The 20,694-nt window shown below is 75.2% G+C and carries 19 protein-coding genes; 4 read left to right on the forward strand and 15 right to left on the reverse strand.

Translation table 11 applies throughout. The features are described from left to right. Positions 1 to 131: 131 nt before the first annotated feature. From ACTMS0_RS25580 to ACTMS0_RS25605, 6 genes are all read right to left on the reverse strand, one after another. Positions 132 to 1,469 (reverse strand): DEAD/DEAH box helicase, encoded by a 1,338-nt coding sequence (locus ACTMS0_RS25580; RefSeq protein ID WP_441157799.1) that lies wholly within the window; start codon positions 1,467 to 1,469, stop codon positions 132 to 134. Positions 1,470 to 1,678: 209 nt separating this feature from the next. Beyond that, positions 1,679 to 1,882: a transcription antiterminator/RNA stability regulator CspE gene (cspE, locus tag ACTMS0_RS25585; protein ID WP_101369720.1), complete on the reverse strand. Its 204-nt coding sequence runs from the start codon at positions 1,880 to 1,882 to the stop codon at positions 1,679 to 1,681. A 200-nt stretch (positions 1,883 to 2,082) separates the two neighbouring features. After that, positions 2,083 to 5,589 (reverse strand): ATP-dependent helicase, encoded by a 3,507-nt coding sequence (locus ACTMS0_RS25590; protein WP_441157800.1) that lies wholly within the window; start codon positions 5,587 to 5,589, stop codon positions 2,083 to 2,085. 80 nt (positions 5,590 to 5,669) lie between these two features. Then, the gene (locus ACTMS0_RS25595; protein WP_441157801.1) at positions 5,670 to 9,101 is read right to left on the reverse strand and encodes an ATP-dependent helicase; all 3,432 of its coding nucleotides are present in this window, start codon (positions 9,099 to 9,101) and stop codon (positions 5,670 to 5,672) included. 146 nt (positions 9,102 to 9,247) lie between these two features. Then, positions 9,248 to 9,793 (reverse strand): TIGR00730 family Rossman fold protein, encoded by a 546-nt coding sequence (locus tag ACTMS0_RS25600; RefSeq protein ID WP_441157802.1) that lies wholly within the window; start codon positions 9,791 to 9,793, stop codon positions 9,248 to 9,250. A gap of 5 nt (positions 9,794 to 9,798) precedes the next feature. Further along, complete coding sequence (locus tag ACTMS0_RS25605; RefSeq protein WP_441157803.1) at positions 9,799 to 10,650, reverse strand: TIGR00730 family Rossman fold protein; 852 nt, start codon at positions 10,648 to 10,650, stop codon at positions 9,799 to 9,801. Positions 10,651 to 10,804: 154 nt separating this feature from the next. Between ACTMS0_RS25605 and ACTMS0_RS25610 the strand changes: the two genes are divergently transcribed. Continuing rightward, on the forward strand, positions 10,805 to 10,975 hold the full coding sequence (locus ACTMS0_RS25610) for a hypothetical protein (protein ID WP_441157804.1): 171 nt from the start codon (positions 10,805 to 10,807) through the stop codon (positions 10,973 to 10,975). A 68-nt stretch (positions 10,976 to 11,043) separates the two neighbouring features. On the opposite strand, the gene dapE is transcribed toward ACTMS0_RS25610, so the two are convergent. Continuing rightward, positions 11,044 to 12,117, reverse strand: coding sequence for a succinyl-diaminopimelate desuccinylase (gene dapE, locus ACTMS0_RS25615; protein WP_441157805.1), 1,074 nt, complete (start codon positions 12,115 to 12,117; stop codon positions 11,044 to 11,046). A 24-nt stretch (positions 12,118 to 12,141) separates the two neighbouring features. Here dapE and dapD point away from each other — a divergent pair, with 24 nt between their 5' ends. Both dapD and ACTMS0_RS25625 read left to right on the forward strand, forming a co-directional pair. After that, entirely contained in the window at positions 12,142 to 13,101 is a 960-nt protein-coding gene (dapD, locus tag ACTMS0_RS25620; protein ID WP_441157806.1) for a 2,3,4,5-tetrahydropyridine-2,6-dicarboxylate N-succinyltransferase, read from the forward strand. 10 nt (positions 13,102 to 13,111) lie between these two features. Next, positions 13,112 to 13,669 carry a sugar O-acetyltransferase gene (locus ACTMS0_RS25625; RefSeq protein ID WP_441157807.1) on the forward strand — a complete coding sequence of 186 codons (558 nt, stop codon included), beginning with the start codon at positions 13,112 to 13,114 and terminating at the stop codon, positions 13,667 to 13,669. A 71-nt stretch (positions 13,670 to 13,740) separates the two neighbouring features. Here the strand turns inward: ACTMS0_RS25625 and ACTMS0_RS25630 are convergent, their stop codons facing one another. From ACTMS0_RS25630 to fdxA, 5 genes are read right to left on the reverse strand one after another with little or no spacing between them, the layout of a single operon-like run. Then, positions 13,741 to 14,388 (reverse strand): nucleoside/nucleotide kinase family protein, encoded by a 648-nt coding sequence (locus tag ACTMS0_RS25630; protein ID WP_441157808.1) that lies wholly within the window; start codon positions 14,386 to 14,388, stop codon positions 13,741 to 13,743. Continuing rightward, positions 14,388 to 15,023, reverse strand: a complete 636-nt coding sequence (locus ACTMS0_RS25635) for an SIMPL domain-containing protein (RefSeq protein WP_441157809.1) — start codon at positions 15,021 to 15,023, stop codon at positions 14,388 to 14,390. The genes ACTMS0_RS25630 and ACTMS0_RS25635 overlap by 1 nt, the downstream gene beginning before the upstream one ends. Positions 15,024 to 15,059: 36 nt before the next feature. Then, complete coding sequence (locus ACTMS0_RS25640) at positions 15,060 to 16,145, reverse strand: prephenate dehydrogenase (RefSeq protein WP_441157810.1); 1,086 nt, start codon at positions 16,143 to 16,145, stop codon at positions 15,060 to 15,062. 6 nt (positions 16,146 to 16,151) lie between these two features. Continuing rightward, the gene (gene dapC / locus ACTMS0_RS25645; protein ID WP_441157829.1) at positions 16,152 to 17,258 is read right to left on the reverse strand and encodes a succinyldiaminopimelate transaminase; all 1,107 of its coding nucleotides are present in this window, start codon (positions 17,256 to 17,258) and stop codon (positions 16,152 to 16,154) included. Next, a complete protein-coding gene (gene fdxA / locus ACTMS0_RS25650) occupies positions 17,255 to 17,581 on the reverse strand; it encodes a ferredoxin (protein ID WP_088992046.1) in 327 nt (108 codons plus the stop codon). The genes dapC and fdxA overlap by 4 nt, the downstream gene beginning before the upstream one ends. A gap of 79 nt (positions 17,582 to 17,660) precedes the next feature. On the opposite strand from fdxA, the gene ACTMS0_RS25655 reads away from it, so the two are divergent. Continuing rightward, positions 17,661 to 18,629 carry a GNAT family N-acetyltransferase gene (locus ACTMS0_RS25655; RefSeq protein ID WP_441157811.1) on the forward strand — a complete coding sequence of 323 codons (969 nt, stop codon included), beginning with the start codon at positions 17,661 to 17,663 and terminating at the stop codon, positions 18,627 to 18,629. Between the two features lie 75 nt (positions 18,630 to 18,704). On the opposite strand, the gene ACTMS0_RS25660 is transcribed toward ACTMS0_RS25655, so the two are convergent. The 3 genes from ACTMS0_RS25660 to mshB form a co-directional block, all read right to left on the reverse strand. Continuing rightward, positions 18,705 to 19,172: a hypothetical protein gene (locus ACTMS0_RS25660; protein WP_441157812.1), complete on the reverse strand. Its 468-nt coding sequence runs from the start codon at positions 19,170 to 19,172 to the stop codon at positions 18,705 to 18,707. Between the two features lie 81 nt (positions 19,173 to 19,253). Continuing rightward, entirely contained in the window at positions 19,254 to 19,688 is a 435-nt protein-coding gene (locus tag ACTMS0_RS25665) for a hypothetical protein (protein WP_441157830.1), read from the reverse strand. Between the two features lie 17 nt (positions 19,689 to 19,705). Next, positions 19,706 to 20,632 carry an N-acetyl-1-D-myo-inositol-2-amino-2-deoxy-alpha-D-glucopyranoside deacetylase gene (gene mshB / locus ACTMS0_RS25670; protein WP_441157813.1) on the reverse strand — a complete coding sequence of 309 codons (927 nt, stop codon included), beginning with the start codon at positions 20,630 to 20,632 and terminating at the stop codon, positions 19,706 to 19,708. Between the last annotated feature and the right edge of the window lie 62 nt (positions 20,633 to 20,694).

Raw genomic sequence — 20,694 nt, forward strand, 5'->3', positions numbered from 1 at the left:
TCCCTCCGGCGCGGATCCGGCACTGTCACCCATCGGACCCGCCAGGTGCTGAATGTCGACTCAGCCGACGCGCGCAGCCGGGACCTGGGGCGATCGGCCCGACCGGCGAAACGCGATCCGGGACCGGCCGGTCAGCTGGTCCGGGGACGACGGGAGCGCCGGGGACGGCCCGAGGAGCGGTGCCCGGCCCGGCTCCCCGTACCGCCGGCGTGGCCGGTCGCGTCGCCGTCCCGCCCGACGGCACCGCTCCGGCGCGGTGCGGGAACCGCCGGCGGCGGCGCGATCGTCGCCGGGACGCCCGACGGCTCCCGGGCGCCGGTCACCCGGGCCAGCTCCGGATCACCGGGGCGGACCCGGGCCGACTCGGGGCGGATCCCCGCCGTCGCCATCAGCCGGGACACGTCGTGCCGCTGCTCGGGCAGGACCAGGGTGACCACGGTGCCCGACTCCCCCGCCCGGGCGGTCCGCCCGCCGCGGTGCAGGTAGTCCTTCGCCTCGGTCGGCGGGTCCACGTTGACCACCAGGTCGAGCCCGTCCACGTGGATGCCGCGGGCCGCCACGTCGGTGGCGACCAGCGCGGTGACCTGCCCGGTGCGGAACTGCTCCAGGATGCGGGTGCGCTGCGGCTGGGACTTGCCGCCGTGCAACGCGGCCGCGCGGACGCCCTTGGCGAGCAACTGGCGGGCGACCCGGTCGGCCCGGTGCTTGGTGCCCATGAACATGATGGTGCGGCCCTCCCGGGCGGCGATCCAGCTCAGCGCGGTGGGCTTGTCCGCCGCCTCGACGTGCAGCAGGTGGTGGGTCATCGCGGTGACGGTGGCCGTGCCCGGATCCACGGAGTGGGTCACCGGGTCGGTGAGGAAGCGGCGGACCAGCCGGTCCACGCCGCCGTCCAGAGTGGCCGAGAAGAGCATCCGCTGGCCGTCCGGGGCGACCTGTTCGAGCAGGCGGGTGACCTGCGGCAGGAAGCCCATGTCGGCCATCTGGTCGGCCTCGTCGAGCACGGTGACATCAACCTGGTCGAGCCGCACGTCGCCCCGGTTGATCAGGTCGTGCAGCCGCCCGGGGGTGGCCACGACCAGCTCGGCGCCGGCCCGCAGCGCCTCCGCCTGCCGGTTCAACGACAGGCCGCCGACCACGGTGGCGCAGCGCAGCCCGACCGCCCGGGCGTACGGGTCGAGGGCCGCGGTGACCTGCTGGGCCAGCTCACGGGTCGGCACCAGCACCAGGGCGAGCGGGCGCCCCGCCCGGGCGCGGCGGCCGGCGGTACGGGAGAGGACGGGGAGGCCGAAGGCCAGGGTCTTGCCGGAACCGGTGCGGCCGCGGCCGAGCACGTCCCGGCCGGCGAGCGAGTCCGGCAGCGTCGCCGCCTGGATCGGGAACGGCGCGGTGATGCCCTGCGCGGCCAGCTCGGCGAGCAGCGCCGGGGCGAGCCCGGTGTGGGCGAACGACGGAGCGACGGTGGTCATGGTGAGCCTTCCTCGACGCGGCACGTGTCGAGGAAGGGCGCCGGGCGGCGCCGTCGACCGGCGAACCCGCCGGGACTCACAAGCACGAACCGAAAGGGTACGAGCCCGGCCCGCCCCTGCGTCGCCGCCTGGTGGCCAGGTCGACGGCGGGGCGGGCCGGTCTCGTCACCACGCCCGGAGGGCGTGGTGGGTGTCACACGATCCGAAGATCAGATCGGGCGGATGTTCTCCGCCTGCGGGCCCTTCTGGCCCTGGGTCACCTCGAACTCGACCCGCTGGTTCTCGTCCAGGCTCCGGTAGCCGGAGGACTGGATGGCCGAGAAGTGGGCGAAGACGTCGGCGCCGCCGCCGTCCGGGGTGATGAAGCCGAAGCCCTTGTCAGCGTTGAACCACTTGACGGTGCCAATTGCCATGTTCGTCTCCTAGACGGAACGTCGAACCCGCACCTGTTGCGGGATCGAGAGGAGCGGACCGCGCGGGACTGCGCGGCTCGCCTGTCGCTTCTGGTCGCCCCGCCCGGAGAACTCCGGACACAACAAAGCGCGCCTGGGGCCACAATCCGCCAGGCGCACACAGAGTCTCTGGGAACCATAACTGCAACGGCACCAACGTATCACGGATGGCGCGGAACGGCACTATCTTCCGGACTTTCCGGCACCGAGGCGATCAGCGCGGTCAGGCCGGTCACATCGAGCAGGTCCACCGGCCGGACCGTCGCCCCGTCCCGGACGTAGTGGAACGCGGCACCGACCCGCTCGACCGGCACGCCGGCCAGCTCCGCCCAGGCCAGCCGGTACACGGCCAGTTGCACCGCCGCCGCCTCGGCCGCGGGCCCGGTCGGCTGGCGGCCGGTCTTCCAGTCGACCACGTCGAAGCGGCCCCCGGGGCGAGCGAAGACGGCGTCCATCCGGCCGCGGACCACGACGCCGGCGATCACCGTCGCGAACGGAACCTCCACCTCGACCGGCGTCCGGTCGGCCCACTCGCTCGCCAGGAAGCGCTCCTGGAGCTCAGCCAGCGCCTCGTCCGGCGCGGCGTCGGCGTCCGCCGCGCCGGGCAGTTCGTCCACGTCGAGCAGCCGGTCGGCCCCGAAGCGCTGCTCCAGCCAGGCGTGGAAGGCGGTGCCCCGCCGGGCGTACGGGTTGGGCTCGCTGGGCAGCGGGCGGCGCAGCGTCCGGGCGAGTCCGGCCGGGTCCCGGCGCAGCGCCACGAGCTGGGTCACCGAGAGCTGCCCGGGCAGCGCGACCGCGATCGGGCCGGCCTGCCGGGTCAGCGCGGCCCGCTCGGCGAGGAGCAGGTCGGCCTCCCGCCGCCACCGCGCCACCTCCGGATCGGCGACCGCGTCGGTGGACGCGCCGGCCGGCACGGCCACGGACCCGCCGCCGACCACCCCCGTCGGGTCGGTTCCGGCGGCGCCGGCCGGACTGTCCCCGGGCCCGTCCGACGGGCCCCCGCCGGTCGCCGGTGAGCCCGTCGCCGGGCGGGCAGCGGCGCCGTCGGCCAGGTACCGCCGGACCAGTGCGGCCGCCTCGGCGAGGGCCGGCCGGCGGGTGCCCAGGGGATCGGCCGGCCACTCGGCCCGGAGCACCACCTCGGTCGTCGGGTTGACCGCGTCCGGAGCGGGCTCGGGGGCCCACTCGTCGACCACGTGCCCGGCGCCGCCGTCCAGGCAGGCGTCGTGCACCTCGCGCAGCAGCACGGACGGGCCGCGCGGACGCTTGGTGCCCTCACCCCACCAGTGGCCGGAACACAGCAGGAGCCGGCGGGGGCGGGTCACCGCGACGTACGCCAGCCGCCGCTCCTCCCGCTCGTCGTGCCCGCGCCAGGCGTCGGTGAAGTCCTCCAGCGCACGTGCCATTCCGCGCTGGTCCTCGACGTCGGTCAGGGCCAGCGCGGGCAGCCCGTCGGCGTCGCCGCGCAGCGGGAACGGCAGCACGCCCAGCCCGCCCAGCCAGTGGTCCGAGTTGCGTACCGGCCCCGGCCACACCCCGCGGCTGAGCCCGGCGACCGCCACCACGTCCCACTCCAGGCCCTTGGCCGCATGCGTGGTGAGGATCTGCACGGCCCCCTCGACGACCTCCACCTCGCCGGGGGTCAGACCGCGCTCCTCGTCCTCCGCGGCGGCGAGGTAGGCCAGGAACGCCGACAGGGTCGCCCCGGGCGTCTCCCCGTTGAACCGCGCCGCGACGTCACCGAGCGCGTCCAGGTGACCGCGGGCCAGGCCGGCGTCGCCCGCCCCGTCCCGGCCGGCCCGCACCGCCACCTCCACGTCGAGGCCGATGGTCCGCTCGACGTCCGCGATCAGGTCCGGCAGGGACTGGTCCAGCCGGTACCGGAGCAGCCCCAGCTCCCGGGCGTACGCGCGCAGCCGCGCGTAGCCCTCCGCCGAGTACGCCTGCGCCGGCCCCAGGTCGGCAAGGGCCTCCACCAGCGTCGCCTCGTCCAGCGCGTCCGGGACGATCTCCGGCTCGTCGCCGGCGGCGAGCTGTCGGCGGGCGGCGGCGATGGCCCGGGCCCGGCGGTGCAGGGCAACCAGGTCACGCGGCCCGATGCGCCACCGGGCGCCGGTCAGCAGGCGCAGCAGCGCCGCGCCGTCGGTCGGGTCGGCGAGCACCCGCAGGGTGCACACCACGTCCCGCACCTCCGGCGTGTCCAGCAGGCCGCCCAGCCCCACCACGTCGACCGGCAGGCCTCGCGCCCGCAGCGCCGACTCGATCGCCGGGATCTGGCTGCGCAGCCGCACCAGCACCGCCGTGGTGGGGCGCGCCGCCACCGGGATGTGCTCGGGCAGGACGCCGGGCGTCCCCGCCGCCCCCTGCCACGCGCGCAGGACGCTGTCGGCGATCCAGTCCGCCTCGTCGGCGTACGTCTCGAGGAGCGCGCAGTGGACGGTGCCGGCGGCGGCTCCCCGGGGCGTGCGGTGCGGGATCGGATCCTTGACGCTCAGCGCCGCGTGCAGCTCCGGCACCCGGGCGCCGGCCGCGCGCAGCGGTGTGGCCAGGGCGTTCGCCACGCCGAGGATCTCCGGGCGGTTGCGCCAGCTGGTGGTGAGGCTGCCTACGGCGGCCGGCGTGCCGTCGGCGCGGGCGAACTCGGTGGGGAACCGGTCCAGGGTGCCGGCGCTGGCCCCGCGCCAGCCGTAGATCGACTGGCAGGGATCGCCGACGGCGGTCACCGGGTGGCCGCCGCCGAAGAGCGCGTTGAGCAGCACCACCTGGGCGTGGCTGGTGTCCTGGTACTCGTCGAGCAGCACCACCCGGTACCGGTCCCGCTCGACCTCGCCGACCGCCGGGTGGTCGCGGGCGACCCGGGCGGCCCGGGCCAGTTGGTCGGCGAAGTCCATCGCCTCGAAGTCCTCCTTGCGCCGGGCGTACGCGCGCACCAGCGGGAGCAGCTTCAACCGTGTCTGCTGGAGGGTGAGGGCCTTCTTGACGTCCGCGTAGACGCGGCCGGGGCGGGACTGCACGTCGGCGAAGAAGCGCCCGGTCCAGGCGGCCAGGTCGTCCGGGTCGACGAGGTGCTCGTCCAGCTCGCCGGCGAGGGCCAGCACCGCGTCGGTGATCGTGCTCGGCATCCGGTCCACGTCGGACATGTCGCCGTCGTAGTTGCGCACGATGAGGTCGACGAGCTGCCAGCGGGACGCCTCGGTGAGCAGCCGGGTGGACGGCTCGTACCCGGCCCGCAGGCCGTGCTCGGTCACGATGCGACCGGCGTACGAGTGGTACGTGGAGACGGTCGGCTCGCCGGACAGGGGGTCGTCGAACCGGTCGCGCCCCCGCCGGCCCAGCCGGCGGACGAGCTGGTCGAGCCGGGTCCGTACGCGGTGCGCCAGCTCCCCGGCCGCCTTGCGGGTGAAGGTGAGGCCGAGCACCTGCTCGGGCCGGACGTACGAGTTGGCCACCAGCCACACCACGCGCGCGGCCATCGTCTCGGTCTTGCCCGAGCCGGCGCCGGCCACCACCAGCAGCGGCTCCACCGGGGCGGCGATGATCGCCGCCTGCTCCCGGGTGGGCGCCGGCAGCCGCAGCAGCTTTGCCAGCTCGACCGGCGTGTACCGGGGCCCGGCGTCCGCCGTCCTCGGGGCGGGCGTCGCGGAGCTGAACAGGGTCGGCTGGCTCACGGTGTCGTCCGCGGCTGCGGGGCTGGCACGTTCACTCCTCGCCCTCACTCAGCTTGTCTTCGTTCGCGGGGCTCGCAAGCTCACTCCTCGCGCTCACGGGTCTCCGGCCGGGGGATGACGCTCGGCGGTTCGACGACCTGCCGCCCCTGCCCGGACACCGGACAGCTCGTGCGTACCGGGCAGACCCGGCACTTCGAGTTGGCGACCGCGGCGAAGGTGGCGGCGGCCATCGTATCGGCGGTGCGTCTTACCAGGGCGGTCGCCCAGCCGGCCTCCGGCCCCTCACCGGCCGGTGGCTGGCTCTGCTCCTTCGCGTCCTTCGCGCCGGTGCCGAGCTGCACCAGGGCGGCGCCGCCGGACTCGTCCCCGTACTCGCCGAACGCCCCCGCCTCGACGGCCGCCTGGTAGGCGCCGAGCTGCGGGTGCTCCGCGAGGTCCGCCGCGGTGACCGCGGTGGACTTGCCGGTCTTCAGGTCGACCACGACGAGCCGGCCGTCCGCGTCGACCTCCAGCCGGTCCACCCGGCCGGCCAGCTCGACCGGCCGGTGCGGGTCGTCGAGCCGGACGGCGAACTCGTGCTCGATGGCGAGCAGCCGGCGCGGGTTGGCGGCCAGCCAGCGGAGCAGCTTGTCGACCATCGCCTCGGCGCGGACCCGCTCCGGCCCGGCCATCCAGCGGGCGGCCAGCTCGATCGCGTCGAACCGGGCGGCGACGTAGTCGAGCAGGGCGCCCCGGTCCGCGCTGGCGTCCTCGGCGAGCATCGCGGCGGCGTGGACCAGGTTGCCGACGCCCTGGGCGGTGCCGGCCGGCGCGCTTCCGCCGTGCCGTTCCAGCAGCCAGCGCAGGCTGCACCGCAGCGCGCTCTCCATTGCGGACGGGGTGACCCGGACCGGCTCGCCCTCGTCGATCAGCGGCCGGTCGTCCGAGAGGGGCCGCAGCCCCCACCAGTCGTCGGGGTGCGCGCCGGAGACGCCGGCGGCGGCCAGGCGGGCCAACTCGGCCGCCGCCGCGTGCCGCCGGGTGGCCGGCGCGTCCGGGTCCGTCACCGCGGTACGCAGTTCGGCCACCAACGACGCCAGGGTCAGCGCCCGGGGCGGCCGGCTCACCGGCAGCGTCGTCACCCGGTCGGGTTCCGCGTCGCCGTCCCCGGCCGGCACCGCCGCATCCCCATCCGGCTCGGGGTCGGACGGCGATGGCCCACCGGACGGGTCGCCACCGCCGTCCGTGGGCGGGTCGGTGGGGCCGAGCTCGTAGAGGAAGCGGCTGGGCTGTTCCTCGTGGTCGTCCCCGCCCACGGCGGCGGAGGCGACCGCGCTGACCAGCAGCCGGCGCCGTGCCCGCGTCACCGCGACGTGGAACAGGCGCCGCTCCTCGTCCAGCAGTGCCGAGGTCTGGCCGATCACCGTGGCGAGCCGCCCGTCGCCGGCCGAGCGACCGGCGAGCAGGTCGACGAGGCGCTCGGAGCCGAGCAGGCTGCCCCGCAGCCGCAGGTCGGGCCAGACGCCCTCCTGCACGCCGGCGACGGCGACCAGGTCCCACTCGAGACCCTTGGCAGCGTGCGCGGTGAGCAGCCGGACCGCGTCACCCCGGTCGGCGGTCGGGGCGAGCGTGTCCGCCGGCAGGTCCTGCCCCAGCACGTGGTCGAGGAAGACCTCGGTCCGCGCGCCGGGCAGCCGGTCGGTGAAGCGGGCGGCGGCGTCGAAGAGCACCATCACCGCGTCCAGGTCCCGGTCGGCCGCCTCGGCCCGGCGGCGGCGGGCGACGTCCCCCTCCCCCGCCGTCGCCGGCGTCCGGGCCAGCGCCGCCGACCACAGCTCGGCGAGCCCGCTGGCCCGCCAGACCGCCCAGAGCACGTCCTCGGCGGTGGCGCCCGGCCGGGCGGCCGTCTCCCGGGCGACCGCGAGCAGGCCGGCCACGGTCTGCGCCGGCTCCGCCCACCGGCGGTCGATCCCGGCCAGCTCGGCCGGATCGCGCAGCGCCTCGACGATCAGCTCGCCGGACGGGCGGCGGTCACCCGCCGCCAGCGCCATGACCCGCAGCCCCTGCCGCAGGCGCCGTTCGGCGAGCGGGTCGGCCCCGCCCAGCGGCGAGTGCAGCAGGGCGACGGCCGCCTCCTCGTCGAGCCGCTCCGGCTCCAGCGCGCAGCGCAGCAGGAGCAGCAGCGGGGCCACCGCGGGTTGCAGGTGCAGCGGCAGGTCCTCGCCGTGGACCACGGTCGGCACCCCGGCGGCGTGCAGGGCGCGGCGCAGCGAGGGCAGCTGCCGGGCGGTGGACCGCACCAGCACCGCCATCTCCGACCACGGCACCCCGCCGAGCAGGTGCGCCTCACGCAGCGCGTGCGCCAGCCAGGCCGCCTCGCTGGTGGCCGAGCGGAAGGTGCGGACGTCCATCGTGCCGGGGGCGGCGTCGGGCAGCGGACGCAGCCGCCGGTGCGCCGCCGGGCCACGCAGCCGGCGGGCCAGCCGGGCGCTCGCCGCCAGCAGCCGGGGACCGGCCCGGTACGACGTGGTCAGCACCACCTGGGCGGCGGGCGCCCCGGAGGCGGTGCGGAACCGGTGCGGGAAGGTCACCACGCCGGTCGGGTCGGCGCCCCGGAAGGCGTACGTGGACGAGTCGGGGTCGGCGAAGGCGACCACGCTCTTCCCGCCGCCGGCCACGGTCGCCAGCAGGTCCTGCTGAGCCGGGTCGGTGTCGGCGTACTCGTCGACGTAGACGTACGCCAGCCGGCGCCGCTCGGCCTCCAGCAGCTCCGGGTCGTCGAGCAGCATCCCGGTGGCGGCCCGGACCAGCTCCGCCGGGTCGTACGCGATCGAGCCGCGGTTGCTCACGTCGCGCAGCGCGAGCACCGCCACGTACTCCCGGAGGAAGCGCGCGGCGGCCGGCCAGTCGGCGCGGCCGAGCTTCTCGCCCAGCCGGGCCAGCTCGACCGGGCCGACGCCGCGCTCGGCGGCGCGCATCAGCAGGTCGCGCAGCTGTGCCGCGAACGCCCGGGTGCGCAGCGCCGGCCGCAGATCCTCCGGCCAGCCCACCGGGTCGTCGCCCGGCTCCTCGCCGACCAGGTCGAGCAGCTCGCGGATGATGAGATCCTGCTCGGGACCGGTGAGCAGGCGGGGCGACGGCTCGCCGCGCTCGGCGGCGGCGCGCCGCAGCAGTCCGAAGGCGTACGCCGGGAAGGTGCGCACCAGCGGCTCCCGCAGCACGCGGTGGCCGTCACCGGCGATCCGTGCCTCGATCCGTTGACGCAGGCCGGTGGCCTGCCGGCGGCCGAACGTGAGCACGAGGACGCGCTCCGGATCGACCCCGTCGGCCACCCGCGCGGCGACCGCCTCGACGAGGGTGGCGGTCTTGCCGGTGCCCGGGCCGCCGAGCACGAGCATCGGCCCGTCGGTGTGCCCGACCACCTCCGCCTGCCGCGGGTCCTCGACCCGCGTGCCCACTCCCGCCGGCGCGCCGGAGCGGCGATCCCCCCGGGCCGCGTCGGCAGGCCGGCGCACCAGCCGGTACGCCTGCATCCCCCCATCCCACCAGACCCCACCGACACACTCGCACCACCCCACGCCGACCCAGATCCGTTGATCATGAAGTTATGGAGGCGACACGCCGATATGGACGGCGATAACTTCATGATCAACCGGAACCGGTTGGGTGGGCGGGCCGGTCAGGCCAGGTGGGACTCCAGGGTGTCGAGAGCGGCGGGGACGGAATCGACCACGGTGAGCAGGGCCAGGCCCGCCGGCTTCAGGAACGTCTGCCCGGTGAGACCGCCCAGCCAGTCGAGCAGCGGGCGGTAGAAGCCGTCGGTGTCGACGAGGACCATCGGCTTGGCGTGCAGGGCCAGCGTGGCCGTGGTCCAGACCTCGAACAGCTCGTCCAGCGTGCCGAGGCCGCCCGGAAGGGTGAGGAACGCGTCCGACTTGTCGATCATGAGTGTCTTGCGGTCGGCCATCGACTCGGTGACCAGCAGCTCGTCGGAGGCCAGGTCGGCGACCTCCAGGTCGACCAGGGCCTGCGGGATCACCCCCAGGGTCCGCCCGCCCGCGGCCCGCGCCCCGTCCGCCAGCGCGCCCATCATCCCGACGCAGCCGCCGCCGCTGACCAGAGTGTGGCCGCGCCGGGCGATCTCCGCGCCGGTCTCGGCCGCGAGATCCAGCCAGCGCTGGTCGAGCGTCCGGGAGGACGCGCAGAACACGCAGATGGCCGCCACGCCGGTCAGTCCCTGCCGCCCTCGTCGGCGGCGACCCGTTGGTCCGCCGCGGTGCGTGCGACCGCCTCCTCGCGGACCGCCTCCTGCTCGGCGGAGAGCACCGCCTCCGCCTCCACGATGTGGCGGACCGCCTCGTTCACATCGTCGGTGAGGCAGATCAGATCCAGGTCCACCGGGCCGATCTTCCCCTCGGCGGACATGGTGTCGCGCAACCAGTCGATCAGCCCGCCCCAGTAGCGGGTGCCCATCAGCACCACCGGGAAGCGGGTGACCTTGCCGGTCTGCACCAGGGTGAGCGCCTCGAACAGCTCGTCCATGGTGCCGAAGCCGCCGGGGAGGACCACGAACGCCTGGGCGTACTTGACGAACATCGTCTTGCGGGCGAAGAAGTAGCGGAAGTCGATGGCCAGGTCGACCCACTCGTTGATGCCCTGCTCGAAGGGGAGCTCGATGCCGAGCCCGACGGAGAGCCCGCCGGCCTCGCTGGCGCCCCGGTTGGCCGCCTCCATCACGCCCGGGCCGCCGCCGGTGATGACCGCGTACCCGGCACGGGCCAGCTCACCGCCCAGCGCCTCGGCCAGCCGGCACTCCGGGCTGTCCGGTCGGCTGCGGGCGGAGCCGAAGACGCTGACCGCCGGCGGCAGGTCGGAGAGGGTGTCGAACCCCTCGACGAACTCGGAGAGGATCCGCAGCGCCCGCCACGCGTCCCGGGTCTTCCAGTCGTCGCGCTGCCGCGAGTCGAGCAGCCGCTGATCGGCGGTGCTGTCGGTCATGGCCGTGCGGCGCAGCGTGACGGGCCCCCGGTGCCGCTCGCGCTGCGGCTCGCCCTCCGGCGCCCGCCCGTTGCTCTCGCTCATGGGAGCAACCGTAGTGGAGTCGCACCCACCGGGCGGGCAGGGCGGGCAGGCCGGAAATTCGTCGTGATCGCGGGCAACTATTTCGGTCGCCCGTACGTCTTACTATTCACATACCGGGTATGCCCCGGCGCGCGCCTTCGGGGGAGGAACCAGCGTGATCACCAACAACGAGAGGATCCGGATCCGCCGTCAGATGCAGCGGCGGATCCGGGACGTGGTGGCCGAGCGCCGCCGCGCCCGCCTGATGGAACCGTCCAGCACGGACCTGGCCGGCGATCCGGCGGAGCCCACCGCCGGCGAGTCCGCCCTGACCCGGACGGCCTGAGTCCCACGCCCTGCCACGGCCGGGAAGATCCCGGGGGGTGACCTCCCGGCCGGCGGGGCGAGGTGGGATCAGGCGGGAGCGAGCCAGCGGTGCAGGGTGGCGGCGCCGTCGCGGATCTTGCCGATCTCGACGTGCTCGTCCCGGTGGTGGGCGAGGTTGGGGTCGCCGGGGCCGAAGTTGAGCGCCGGGATGCCCATCTCCGCGAACCGGGCCACGTCCGTCCAGCCCAGCTTGCCGACCGGCGCGGCGCCCACCGCCGCCAGGAACTCCTGCGCCGGCGGCGCGTCCAGGCCCGGGAGCGCGCCCGCCGCCGCGTCCGTCACCTCGAGGTCGAAGCCGTCGAAGACCTCGCGCAGGTGCGCCTCGGCCGCCGCCGGGTCACGGTCCGGTGCGTACCGGTAGTTGATCTCGATCTCGCAGCGGTCCGGGATGACGTTGCCGGCCACGCCACCGACGATCCGGACCGCGTTCAGCCCCTCCCGGTAGTCGCAGCCGTCCAGGGTCACCCGCCGCGCCTCGTACGTCGTCAGCCGGCGCAGCACCTCGCCCGCGCCGTGGATGGCGTTCACCCCGTGCCAGGACCGGGCGGCGTGGGCCCGCTCGCCGTGCGTGGTGACGATCGCTCGCATGGTGCCCTGGCAGCCGGCCTCGACGATCCCGTACGTCGGCTCCAGCAGCACCGCGAAGTCGGCCTGGAGCCACTCCGGGTGCGCCTCGGAGACGAGGAAGAGACCGTTGTACTTCGACTCGATCTCCTCCGCCTCGTAGAAGAAGTACGTCACGTCGTACCGCGGCTCGAGCAGCGTCACGGCCAGGTGCAGGGCGTACGCCAGGCCGGACTTCATGTCCGAGGTGCCGCACCCGTACATGAGGTCGCCACGGATCGTGGACGGGAAGTTGTTGTTCAGCGGAACCGTGTCGAGGTGCCCGGCGAGCACCACCCGCTGGGCGCGACCCAGGTCGGTACGGGCCATGACCGTGTTGCCGTGCCGGTACGTCGTCAGGTGCGGCACGCGGCGCAGCACCTCCTCGACGCAGTCGGCGATCGCCTTCTCGTTGAGGGAGACGGACTCTATGTCGACCAGTGCGCGGGTCAACGCCACCGGATCAGCCAGGACCTCGGGGGTCAGCGGGTTCTCCATGTTTCGCACGGTACCTTCAAGGTCGTGAGCAACGCAGAGTCTGCCTGGGGCATCGGCCTGGCCACCGTGACCGCTGACGATCAGGTGCTCGACACCTGGTACCCGACCGGCAAGCTGGGCCTCGGCGAGCTGCCGCTGGTCCCCGGCGAGGACGAGGCGGACGTCCTCGACCTTCCTCCGGGCGCGATCGGCGACCGGGCGCTGCCGGGCCTGCGTACCGTCCAGGTGGTCACGGTGATCGGCTCGCTGGAGGACCCGATCAAGGACGCCGCGGACGCGTACCTGCGGCTGCACCTGCTCTCCCACCGCCTGGTCCGGCCCAACGAGCTCAACCTCGACGGCATCTTCGGCAAGCTCGCCAACGTCGCCTGGACCTCGGCCGGGCCCTGCCCGCCGGAGCGGGTCGACGAGCTGCGGGTGGTCGAGCGGGCCGCCGGCCGCCACCTGGCGGTGTACGGGGTGGACAAGTTCCCCCGGATGACCGACTACGTCGTCCCCTCCGGCGTCCGGATCGCGGACGCCGACCGGGTCCGGTTGGGCGCCCACCTCGCCGCCGGCACGACCGTCATGCACGAGGGCTTCGTGAACTTCAACGCCGGCACGCTCGGCACGTCGATGGTCGAGGGCCGGATCGTGCAGGGCGTGGTGGTCGGCGACGGCTCCGACATCGGCGGCGGCGCCTCGATCATGGGCACCCTGTCCGGCGGCGGCACCGAGAAGATCCGCATCGGCGAGCGGAGCCTGGTCGGCGCCAACGCGGGCGTCGGCATCACGCTCGGCGACGACTGCGTGGTGGAGGCCGGCTGCTACGTCACCGCCGCCTCCAAGATCACCCTGCCGGACGGCCGGGTGGTCAAGGCCCGCGAGCTGTCCGGCGTGGACGGGCTGCTCTTCTGGCGCAACTCGGTGACCGGCGGCCTGGAGGCGAAGCCCCGCACCGGCAAGGGCATCGAGCTGAACGCCGCCCTGCACGCCAACGACTGAGGCGGTCCGGATGCCGTCGATGAAGGAACGCATGCTCGCCGGTGAGCCGTACATCGCCGACGAGCCGGAGATCCTCGCCGACCTCGACCGGGCCGCCCGGTTGATGGAACGGTTCAACAGCAGCTCGGCGAGCGACCCGGAGGGGCGGCTCGCCGCCCTGCGGGACCTGCTCGGCGGGCTCGGCGAGGACACCTGGATCCGGCCGCCCCTCTACGTCGACTACGGGACGCGTATCACCATCGGCCCGCGCAGCTTCGTCAACGTCAACGCGGTCCTCCTCGACGTCGCAGCGATCACCATCGGCGCCGACGTCCAGATCGGGCCGAACGTCCAGCTGCTCACCCCGACCCACCCCGTCGAGCCGGAGCCGCGGCGCGCCAAGTGGGAGGCGGCGAAGCCGATCACGATCGGCGACAACGTGTGGCTCGGCGGCGGGGCGATCGTCCTCGCCGGGGTCACCGTCGGGGAGAACACGGTGGTGGGTGCCGGCGCCGTGGTCACGAAGGACCTGCCGCCGAACGTCATCGCGGTCGGCAACCCCGCCCGGGTGGTCCGCGAGCTCGCCTGAGGCGCCCCGCGGCAGCTCGGCCACCGACCGGACCGGCGTGACCCAGCTCGGGGCCCCCCACCGGGCCGGCGTCAGGCGGGCGGCGGCTCGGTGAGGCGTACCACCAGGTCGGCCCGGTCCGCCGTGGCCGCCACCAGCGCGGCGTTGGCCTCGTCGCTGCCGCACGCCCAGGCCCGGGCCTCCTCCGGCGACCGCCCGTACGCCTCGTGCCGGGCGGTGAGCCGGCGCAGCCGCAGCTCCGCGTCGAGGTCCAGGAACCACGCCTCGTGCAGCAGCGGCCGGATCTCCTCCCACGGGTACTCCGGCAGCAGCAGGTAGTTGCCCTCGGTGACCACCAGCCGGACCTCCGGCGGCACCTCGATCGCCCCCGCCACCGCCTCCTCCAGCTCCCGCCGGAAGACCGGCGCGTACACCGAGGTGGGCTCGAGCCGGCGCAGGCGGCGCAGCAGCGAGACGTATCCGTTGGCGTCGAACGTGTCCAACGCGCCCTTGCGTCCGGCCCGGCCGAGCCGGACCAGCTCGGCCTGCGCCAGGTGGAACCCGTCCATCGGGACCAGCCGGGCGGCCGGGCCCACCGCGGCGACGACCTGCTCGGCCAGGGTGGACTTGCCGGCACCGGGGGCGCCGGCGATGCCGAGCAGCTGGCGCGGGCCGGCGTCGGCCAGCGCGCGGGCGCGCGCCACCAGCTCGTCGAGGGAGACGACCCGCGCCGGTGCCATCAGTCGAGGACCGGCTCGCTGATCGTGAACCGCGCGTGCACCGCCGCCTGCACAGCCTGCGGCCGGGGGTCCAGCTCCAGCTCGGGCGCGCCGCCGGCCTCGCCCGCGTACGCCATCCGGGCCAGCATCGGCCGGTCGGTGTCGGCGTCGGCCAGTTCGACGAGCGCCACCACGCGGGCGCCGAGCGCCTCGGCGTACTCCCGGGCCCGCAGCAGCGCGTCGGCGATGGCGGCGTGCCGGGCCTCGCGGTGGACCGGGCTGTCCGGGCGCAGCGACCACCACGGCCCGGCCACCTCGACCTGGTCCTGGTCGGCCAAGCGCAGCATCAGCTCGCCCAGTGCGGTGAAGTCCCGCACGGTGACGGTGGTGCTCACGCTGCCGTGGTACGCGACGACCCGCTCCCCGGACCGCCGGGTCTCCGGCCGTACGCGCAGCTCACCGGTCTCCCGCCGCTCGACCGCCGGGCCGTACCCGTCGAGGAGCACCCGGACGGCGGCGGCCCGTTCGGCCAGCCGGCTCAGCGTGGTCTCCCGGTCCCGGTCCCGGGCCATCGCGGTCACCGTGAAGCCGGCCAGCTCCGGCGCGACCTCCCGGTGCGCCTCGCCCCGCACCGCCACCACCGGTCCGTCCGCCATGCTTTCACCCTATCGAGGTTGGCACCGGGGCGGTGATCAGTCGAGACCCCGGCGGTGCGGCCCGGACGGGTCCGGGACGTGCGCGGTGTAGGCGACCCGGCCGGCCCGGACGTGGCAGCCGCCCAGGTGGCCGCCGGCGGCGCCCAGCTCCCGCAGCCAGGCGACCTCCTCGGTGTGGTCGCCGCCGGCCGGGAAGTCACGGACCCGGGTGGCGTACGCGCGACCGGACAGCAGCTCGCGCGCGGTGCCCGCCTCGGCGTGCAGCGCGGTGAGCCGCTCGGCGTCGCCGGAGCGCAGCGCGTCGGTCAGCTCGTCGAGGTACGCGGTCACCCCGGCCAGCTCGCGCAGCACCCGCTCGCTGTTGCCGAGCAGCATGTTGGCGGTCCGCGCGGCCGGTGTGCCGGCCACCCGGGTGCCGTCGCGGAAGCTGCCCGCGGCCAGCGCGAGGACCGCGTCCCGCAGCGCCGCCCGGCGGACCGCCCCGGCCAGCGCGCCGGCGAGCAGGTGCGGGACGTGCGAGGCGAGGGCGGCGGCGGTGTCGTGCGCGTCGGCGGCCATCGGCACCACCCGGGCGCGGAACACCTCCAGCAGCAGCCCGGTGAGCCAGCGGAACGGCCCGGTCGCCGGCCCTGGCGCCGGGCAGAGCACCCAGGCGGCGCCGTCGAGCAGCGTCGGCGCGGCGGCGGTGAGCCCGGCCGACTCGGCGCCGGCCATCGGGTGCCCGGGCACGAACCGGTCGAGCAGACCGTGCCGGGCGGCCGCCGCGGCCACCTCGGCCTTGGTGCTGCCCACGTCGGTGAGGACGCAGCCGGGCGGGCTCGCCCCCGCCACCAGCGGCAGGGTGGCCGGCAGGGTGGGCAGCGGCCCGCACAGGAACACGACGTCCCGCCCGGCGACCGCCTCCTCGACGGTCTCCGGAACCGTCACGCCCTGCCCGCGCGCGTGCTCCCGGGTGGCCGGATCCGGGTCCCACCCGGTGACGTCCAGCCCGGCGTCGCGCAGCCGCAGCAGGACGGACCCGCCGATCAGGCCGGTGCCGACGACGGCGGCGCGGACGCCCGCGTACCCCCGATCGGCCCGGGACTCCGGACGGCCCGGACCGGCGATCCCGTCGCCCGTCATCGCGACTCAGGCGGCCAGCCGGCCGGCGACCGCCGCGACGTGCTCGTCGGACTCGGTCAGCGCCACGCGGACGTGCCGGGCGCCGGCCGGCCCGTAGAAGACACCGGCCGCGACCAGGATGCCGCGCCGGGCCAGCCAGTCGACGGTCGCCCAGCAGTCCTCGTCGCGGGTCAGCCACAGGTAGAGGCCGGCCTCCGAGTGCTCGACGGTGAACCCGGCGCCGGTGAACGCGGCGTGCAGCGCCGCGCGCCGGGCCCGGTAGCGTTCGCGCTGCTCGTCGGCGTGCCACTCGTCGCCTAGGGCGGCCACCATGGCGGCCTGCACCGGTGCGGGCACGATCATGCCGGCGTGCTTGCGGACCTTCAGCAGCTCGGCGACGAGCGCCGGGTCGCCGGCCACGAAGCCCGCGCGGTAACCGGCGAGGTTGGACCGCTTCGAGAGCGAGTGCACCGCGAGCACGCCCTCGTACGAGCCGCCGCAGACCTCCGGCGACAGCACCGAGACCGGCTCGGCGTCCCAGCCGAGCGGCAGGTAGCACTCGTCGCTGGCGACGACCGCACCGCGCTCCCGGGCCCAGTCGACCACCTTGCGCAGGTGGGCCGCGGGCAGCACGCGCCCGGTCGGGTTGCCGGGCGAGTTCACCCAGACCAGGCGTACGCGGGGCGTCGGGCCGACCGCGGTCAGCGAGTCGGCGCGCACGACGGTGGCCCCGGCCAGCCGGGCGCCGTCCTCGTACGTCGGGTACGCGATCGACGGCACCACGACCACGTCGTCCGGCCCGATCCCGAGCAGCGTCGGCAGCCAGGCGACCAGTTCCTTCGAGCCGACCGTCGGCAGGACGCCGAGCCCGTTCACCCCGGCCCCGCACGCGACCGCGACCCAGGCGGTGATCGCGTCACGCAGCGCCGGCGTGCCGGCGGTCAGCGGGTAGCCGGGCGCGTCCGACGCGTCGGCCAGCGCCTGCCGGATCACCGGGGGCACCGGGTCGACCGGCGTGCCCATGGAGAGGTTGATCAGGCCCTCCGGGTGCGCCGCGGCCAGCGTGGCCGCGGCGTCCAGAGCGTCCCAGGTGAACTCGGGCAGCCGAGCCGAGACCGGCGCGGACCGGTTCAGTGGCCCTCTCCGCGCGGCGGCTGGGCGGCGACGAAGGTCGCGTCCTTCTCCACCTTGCCGATCTTCGAGGCGCCACCGGGCGAGCCCAGGTCCTCGAAGAACTCGTAGTTGGCCGCGGTGTAGTCCTTCCACTGCTCGGGAACGTCGTCCTCGTAGAAGATCGCCTCGACCGGGCACACGGGCTCACAGGCACCACAGTCGACGCACTCGTCGGGGTGGATGTAGAGCATCCGGTTGCCCTCGTAAATGCAGTCGACCGGGCACTCCTCGATGCATGCCTTGTCGAGCACATCCACGCACGGCTCGGCGATGATGTAGGTCACCGGTCTTCTCCTCCGCAAGACGCGCCGCGATCACCCGCGACGGTAAGAGCCTAGTATCTCGGCGGGGAGGAGGTCGATCGTGCTCCGACAGCAGGACGTGGGACACCGCATCGTGGTCCGCCGCATTGTGGGGATTCGCGAAGGCCGGCCCCTCTTCTCCGACGCCCTCGGCGAACTGGTCGAGCTGAGCGAGACCCATCTCACTCTCGCCACCGCGCAGGGCCGGATCGAGGTCCCGGTGGCCGAGGTGCACCGGGCGAAGCGGGTCCCGCCGGCCCGCCGGCCCACGGCCGCCGCGGTGGCCGCGCTGGAGATCGCCGCCGACGAGGCGTGGCCGGCACCGACCCGCGCCCGCCTGGGCGACTGGCTGCTGCGCAGCGCCGACGGCTGGACCGGGCGGGCCAACTCGGCGCTGCCGGTCGGCGACCCGGACCGGCCCCTGCCCGCCGCGCTCGACGCGGTGGAACGCTGGTACGCCGACCTCGGCCAGCCGGCCCGCGTCAACACCCCGCTGCCGCTGGCCGCGCCGGTCGGGGCCGAACTCGACGCGCGCGGCTGGACCAGCAGCCCGGCCGTCCTCGTGCAGACCGTCCCGCTGTCGACGCTCACCGCCGCCGCGCCGGCGTCGCGGGCGGACCGGCCCGCCCTCGACGTCGGGCTGGCCACCGCGCCGTCGGCCGACTGGCTGGCGATCGCCGCCGGCCGTAAGGGCGGCCTGCCGGACGCCGCCCGCCACGTGCTCACCGCCGTGGCCCAGGTCCGTTTCGCCGAGGTGTACGCCGGCGACACGCTGGTCGCCGTCGGCCGGGGCACCGTCACCGCGGGCGGACGCTGGCTCGGCCTGAGCCTGATCGAGGTGCTGCCGCAGGCCCGCCGGCAGGGGCTGGCCCGGCGCGTGATCCACGCCCTGGCGGGCTGGGGCGCGGCGGCCGGCGCCACCGACGCCTTCCTCCAGGTCGAGCAGCGCAACACGGCGGCGGTCGCCCTCTACCGCGCGTTGGGCTTCACCACCCACCACACCTACCTGACCCGGGTCGCGCCGCGCTGACGGGGATGCGGCATCCCGGGGTGTCCACGCGGCGGACACCGCGAGACGCCGCATCCCGAGTCGATCAAGCGACGGTCAGCGGCGGACCGGCTTGCGGGGCTTGGCGGCCTTCATCTCGGCGTACCGCTTGAGCTTCTGCGACCGGTGGTCGAGGCCGAGCGCGACGGCCAGCAGGTAGCCCAGGAGCACGCCGATGCCGGTGGCGGCCAGGTAGAGCCAGATCTGCGCGAAGAAGGTGCCGGCGCCATCGCCGAACGGGTTCTTTCCGACCAGCAACGGCCCGACGAACAGGGTGAGCGCCAGCGCGACACCGATCGCGGCGGCCACGTCCGTGCCCCACTCAGCGGCCGGCCGGCGCCGACCCCAGACGAAGGCGACCACCGCCAGGGTCAGCGCGATCACCACGAACATCCCGAGCGTCACCCGGTCGGCGGCCGCGGTGTCGTCCGCGTCGAAGCCGAACCGGATGATCAGCCGGGCGACCAGGTTGACCGCGAACAGCACACCCGCGAGCGCTCCGACCGCGCGCCACCGCTCCTTCATCGCACGCCTCCCGCCGTACCGCCCGCCGCCCTCCGGCGGGCCTTCCTGGCAGGAATATCTACCACCGGAAGCTGTGCGTCGTCAGGCCCTGGGCCGGGTGGGAGGGGCGGCGAGCACCTGCCGGAAGCCCATCACGGCGAACGTCATCGCGCCGGCCACGACGAGGAGCAGGTCCACCCATGTCCCGGTCAGCAGCACGTCGCCCTCGGCGGTGCGGATGCCGGCGACCGCGACGATGGCGAACCACGGCACCGCCGGCAGCGCCACCGCCCAGCGGCGCTCGACCGTGGCGTGGGCGAACCAGCTCAGCGCCACGTTCGCGCCGACCGCCACCAGCGCCGCCACGCCGATCAGGTACCCGCCGGCCCGGACCGGGGCGAGCAGCAGCTCCAGCGCCGCGGTCGCCACTCCGCCGACGACGGAGAGCAGGCCGCCGGCGACGCGCAGGACGAGGTCGACCGCCCGGCCGGACCGGTCGGGCAGCGGCGGGACGTCCTCGTCGGGCAGGACCGACATCGGCGCGGCGGGGAGGGTCACCGGGAACCGGCCGCGCCGACCGGGGACCGGTCCGGGCCGTCGGCGACCGCGAGCCCGGCGAACAGGTCGTCCTCCCAGCCGTACGGGCCGGAGCCGGGGCCCTTCTCACCGACCGCGAGGGTGTAGTACTCCACCCCCATGAACTCGCTGCCGAAGTTGCCGGCGATCGAGTACAGCCAGGAGTTGTCCGGGATCTGGGTGGCGTGCGCGCGCATCGCCGCCTCCTTGGCGGCGTGCTGGTCGGTGGCGTCGATCCGGGCGGCGATCTGCGGGTCGGGGGTGCAGAAGGGCATCTCGGTGGCCTCCTCGATGCCCACGAAGGGGTTGTCCGACGAGCCGGCGAAGTGGGCCATCCCGGCCTCCAGCACGCTCTGCGGCATCGCCGTCCAGTAGATCTTGGTCGGGCCGAAGCCCTCGGCGCCGGCCAGTTCGGCGGCGCGCATCGCCACCCGGTGTGCCTGGATGTGGTCCGGGTGGCCGTAGAAGCCGTTCCCGTCGTACGTGATCATGACCTGGGGCCGGATCTCGCGCATGATCTCGACCAGGTGCCCGGCGGCCTCGTCGAGGTCGGCCTGCCAGAAGGCGCGGGGGTGCTCGTTGGTGGCGAGGCCCATCATGCCGGAGTCCCGGTAGCGGCCCGCGCCGCCGAGGAACCGGTGGTCGGTGACCCCGAGCGCGCGGCAGGCCGCGGCCAGCTCCCCGATCCGGTAGCCACCGAGCTGGTCGGCCTCGGCGGCGGCGAGCTGCGCCAGCTCCGGCACGTGGATCTCACCCTCCTCCCCGAGGGTGCAGGTCACCAGCGTGACGTGGGCACCGGTGGCGGCGTAGTGCGCCATCGTCGATCCGGTGCCGATGGCTTCGTCATCGGGGTGCGCGTGGACCAGCAGAAGCCGGCGATCGGGCAGCGTCGTCACGTCCGTCACTCTAACTGGCGGTTGTCCGGTGCCGGCCCGGACGCGTCCACGCAGGTCGGCCACATCACCTC

It is taken from the genome of Micromonospora sp. H33, from assembly GCF_052068455.1.
In the GTDB taxonomy this organism is placed as follows: domain Bacteria; phylum Actinomycetota; class Actinomycetes; order Mycobacteriales; family Micromonosporaceae; genus Micromonospora.